The 3,337-nt window shown below is 58.7% G+C and carries 4 protein-coding genes; all 4 read left to right on the forward strand.

What is annotated here, in order from left to right:
- Positions 1-342 (forward strand): phage baseplate assembly protein V (locus Q3C01_RS44670; protein WP_458151711.1); only part of this gene is annotated, 342 nt, incomplete at its 5' end.
- 22 nt (positions 343-364) lie between these two features.
- The gene (locus Q3C01_RS44675; RefSeq protein WP_458151713.1) at positions 365-724 is read left to right on the forward strand and encodes a hypothetical protein; all 360 of its coding nucleotides are present in this window, start codon (positions 365-367) and stop codon (positions 722-724) included.
- Positions 725-859: 135 nt separating this feature from the next.
- A complete protein-coding gene (locus Q3C01_RS44680; RefSeq protein ID WP_458151714.1) occupies positions 860-1,423 on the forward strand; it encodes an Hcp family type VI secretion system effector in 564 nt (187 codons plus the stop codon).
- 1,724 nt (positions 1,424-3,147) lie between these two features.
- Positions 3,148-3,337, forward strand: a 190-nt coding sequence (locus tag Q3C01_RS44685) for a hypothetical protein (RefSeq protein WP_458151715.1), incomplete at its 3' end; no start/stop codon positions are given.

Genomic DNA, 3,337 nt, shown 5'->3' on the forward strand with positions numbered 1-3,337 from the left:
GATGGAGAAGCGTGGAACGAGCGGGCGGAAATCGACGACCAGGGCCGCTATAAGGTGCAATTTACGTTCGCAGATGAAGCAGCGCCGAGAGGACGTGGCAGCGACTACGTGAGGAAGCTCGAGCCTTACGTTGGCCCGAGTGAAACCGGGCTCCATTTTCCTCTAGTCGCCGGAACGGAAGTCCTGGTTGGCTACATGAACGGCGATATCGATCGGCCGGTGGTGGTCGGGGCGGTGCACAATCCCGATATGAAGAGTGTGGTGACATCCGAGACGCACTTGTTCAATCGCATCAAGTCGCAATCAGGTGCCTTCATCGAGATATACGATGGGCCTGCCTGATTTCTGCATCTCGTAGCGCTTTATGACCGTCTGGCGACCCGCGACCCGCGAGATCGACCCGCTATTAGAAGCGATCGTCAATGCAGCGCGCGCGACCATCCTGCCAACACCGACGATTAACGCTCCGCCGCCGTCGTCCGATGGCATTCGCTCACAACTGCTTCGCGATGGACGCGAATTGCGCCTGCGGCTATCGACGCAGTATCTGAAGCAGCAACAACGCGGTCCTCGTACAGTCGTCATCTACGCCGTGCGAGGCAATGCGGTCGTCGACAAACACATCGGTTATCGCGTGACGGGGCAGGCTGTGCTCGACGTTGCCACGCGTGCGTTTCTGGATGTCGAGTGCGAGCTGGAGTCAGCAGGTTCTATTATGCTGTGAGGGATCGCTATACTTGCGCAGACAGCCTAACGGGGACGGTGTGCCGAAATCTGCGCATCGCTCTTTGACCGGGATGACCAAAAGGTTGGTAAACACAAAGGAACTCTGGTCGACGACGTTGGCATGGATGTTGCGATGTCCGTCGTGTCCGTTCGTGAGGGCGCATACCAGACAATGGAGGCGAAAGTGGCGCTTGAAGCTTACATAACAATCAAGGGCAAGAAGCAGGGCGACATCTCCACAGATGCGTCCAAGCCCGATAGTATCGGGCAGGTCGCCAAGAGCGACGCCGACAACCAATCAAAGATCACCGTCGTTGCCTTCACCAGTGGAATCATTGTCCCGCGCGATATGACGAGCGGCGTCGCCACCGGCGCGCGCAATCATCAGCCGGTGGTCTTCACCAAGTTCTTCGATCGTGCCTCGCCGCTACTCTGGCAGGCACTAGCCACCAACGAGGTGCTTGAAGAAGTGGTGTGCGAGTTCTACCGCGCCGATCCAGGGGGGATGCCGAAGCCGCAAAACTTCTTCAAAATGTCCTGGAAGGACGCGACCCTCATCGAAGGCAAGGCGTTTGTGCCACTGACGATCAACCCGCAGAACAACTTCTTCCAAAACATGGAGGACTGGTCGTTCACCTACAAAGAAGTGAAATGGGAACACGTTCCCGGCAGTACCACCGGCGAAGACAAGTGGTGAACGACTTCAGCTCAGCGCCGCTTTGCGACGGCGATAGCTGTTCCAGCTCGGCTCGGGCTCCGCTCTTTTGGGGGCGCCTTGCCCGTGCAGGGCTGAGGACGGTAAAAGACGAGCGCGGCGATGGTTGCGGTCGAGCTCAAGTCGTTGGTCGCGCGGCCTTAACGTTTGTAGCCAGGGGTAGCGTCGCTTCGGGGCTTTTGCGTTTCGTGCGGCAAGTGATTTCGAACTCGTCGTGCAGCATGCATGGCAAGCCTCCATTGGACGATTTCATCAATGCCGACGAACACGCCTCGTTCGTCTACGGCCATCTGCATTCTCGTCAATCCAGACTGACCGGTCTTGATTGAGGTTAGCTCAATTCCGTCTTCGGCAGTTGATGAGGCTAGCGCGCCGAACTGAAACTGTTCGCGCGCGAACGACAGCTGACCGTGTGCTGCTTCTGACGGTGGTGCAACGCATGTCGGAGTTAGAACACCGGAGTCCGGTTGTCGCGCGCGAACCTTCAAGCTTGAGAATTTGCGTTGATTCCGTTGGCGCGGCGCTTGCTTTTGAGATGCTCCAACAGGGGGTGGGTGCGGAGTACATTCTGGCTCGGAGATGGACTATGACGGATAGTCCGCCACACAAAAAGCAAAGGCATGGCTCGCCAGACAAGCCCTCTGACCAACATGAGACGCTCGACTTCGATATCGACGAGGCACTTATTTCCCGCTTCGAAACGGAAGCCAAAAGGAGTGACCTCGCCGGGAATTACGTGCGATGGACGGCAAACGCGGCGCGAAGGTTTAGCGGATGGCTTCGCAAGTCCGGAAGGCCGCCAATGGCCAATCGGCTTAACCAACTGAATGCCGATGTGCAGGCCTATACAAGGGAGCTACGACTTTTTGAGGAGGAGGTCCGTACGCTCGAAAGAGCGCTGACGCGCCTTCGAGAGGTCGTTGCTGGAACACCGGTGGGTCGCCGCACCGCCAAGTCCGGCGATCATCTCAAAGCAAAGTGTGCCGAGGACGAGAGCCTTATTTCGTACTTGAGGAGGAGGGTACCTCGCCTCTGCAGCCGACCACTGTCAGCGATTACGCGTCGGTTCTTCGCGGGTTCAGTGATTGGCTCCACGAGCGCAAAATGGAGCCAATGGCGGGCCGCCTTCACGACGATACGTTGACGCAGGATGCTAAAGAGTACAGGGCTTATGCCCCCAAGATCATGTCCGCGTTGAGGTACCTTCGAGAGGCATACCGCGAACACGAGGACCCGAGCGCCGGGGCACGCACTCAGCAGCACGTCACTACTGCGTCGAATGCGCCCGCGACATCAGAGCCGCGTGAGGATGGTCAAGGTGCGCCTGTGGCGGATGTCTTTGGGCCATTGTCGGCTGCGAGGCCTGGGGAGTCGGCCTCCGCGTACGGCGGTTCGACGGTGCCCGGTGTGTCGCCCGAGGTCGCGGGGTCGCCAGAGGCCTTCGTCTTGAGGGAGGAGGACTATGAACTGGTGAGGCCATTTCTGGAAAGCATGGCAGCCCCTTCACAGCACGGCGCATCGCCGGCACTTCCTCAATCTAACGGACGCGTTGATGTTGCGTTGCCGCCGTCGCCTCCCCCCGCCGGACCATCGTCATTTGCAGCTGCTTCGGAGGCGTCCTCGAGATTCGGTGGTCGCCGGCTAGTTGAGGATTTCGGACATATCGTCGGTTGGGCTGGCAGCACGGTACCCAAACGGCCCCGGACGTGCTGATCCGCGCACTTGATAGAGACCGGCTCCTGCCGAGGCCATTCCAGCCGACAAATTTCTGCATCCACGGTCTGCCCTATACCGCGCACTGGGCAGGAAGACGCGAGGTGGTGACACCAACTAATCCGCTAGGTATTGAAATTATTCTGATTCCGCAGCCTGAACACCACGGATCAGTGCAGGAGC

Source organism: Bradyrhizobium sp. UFLA05-109 (genome assembly GCF_054185165.1).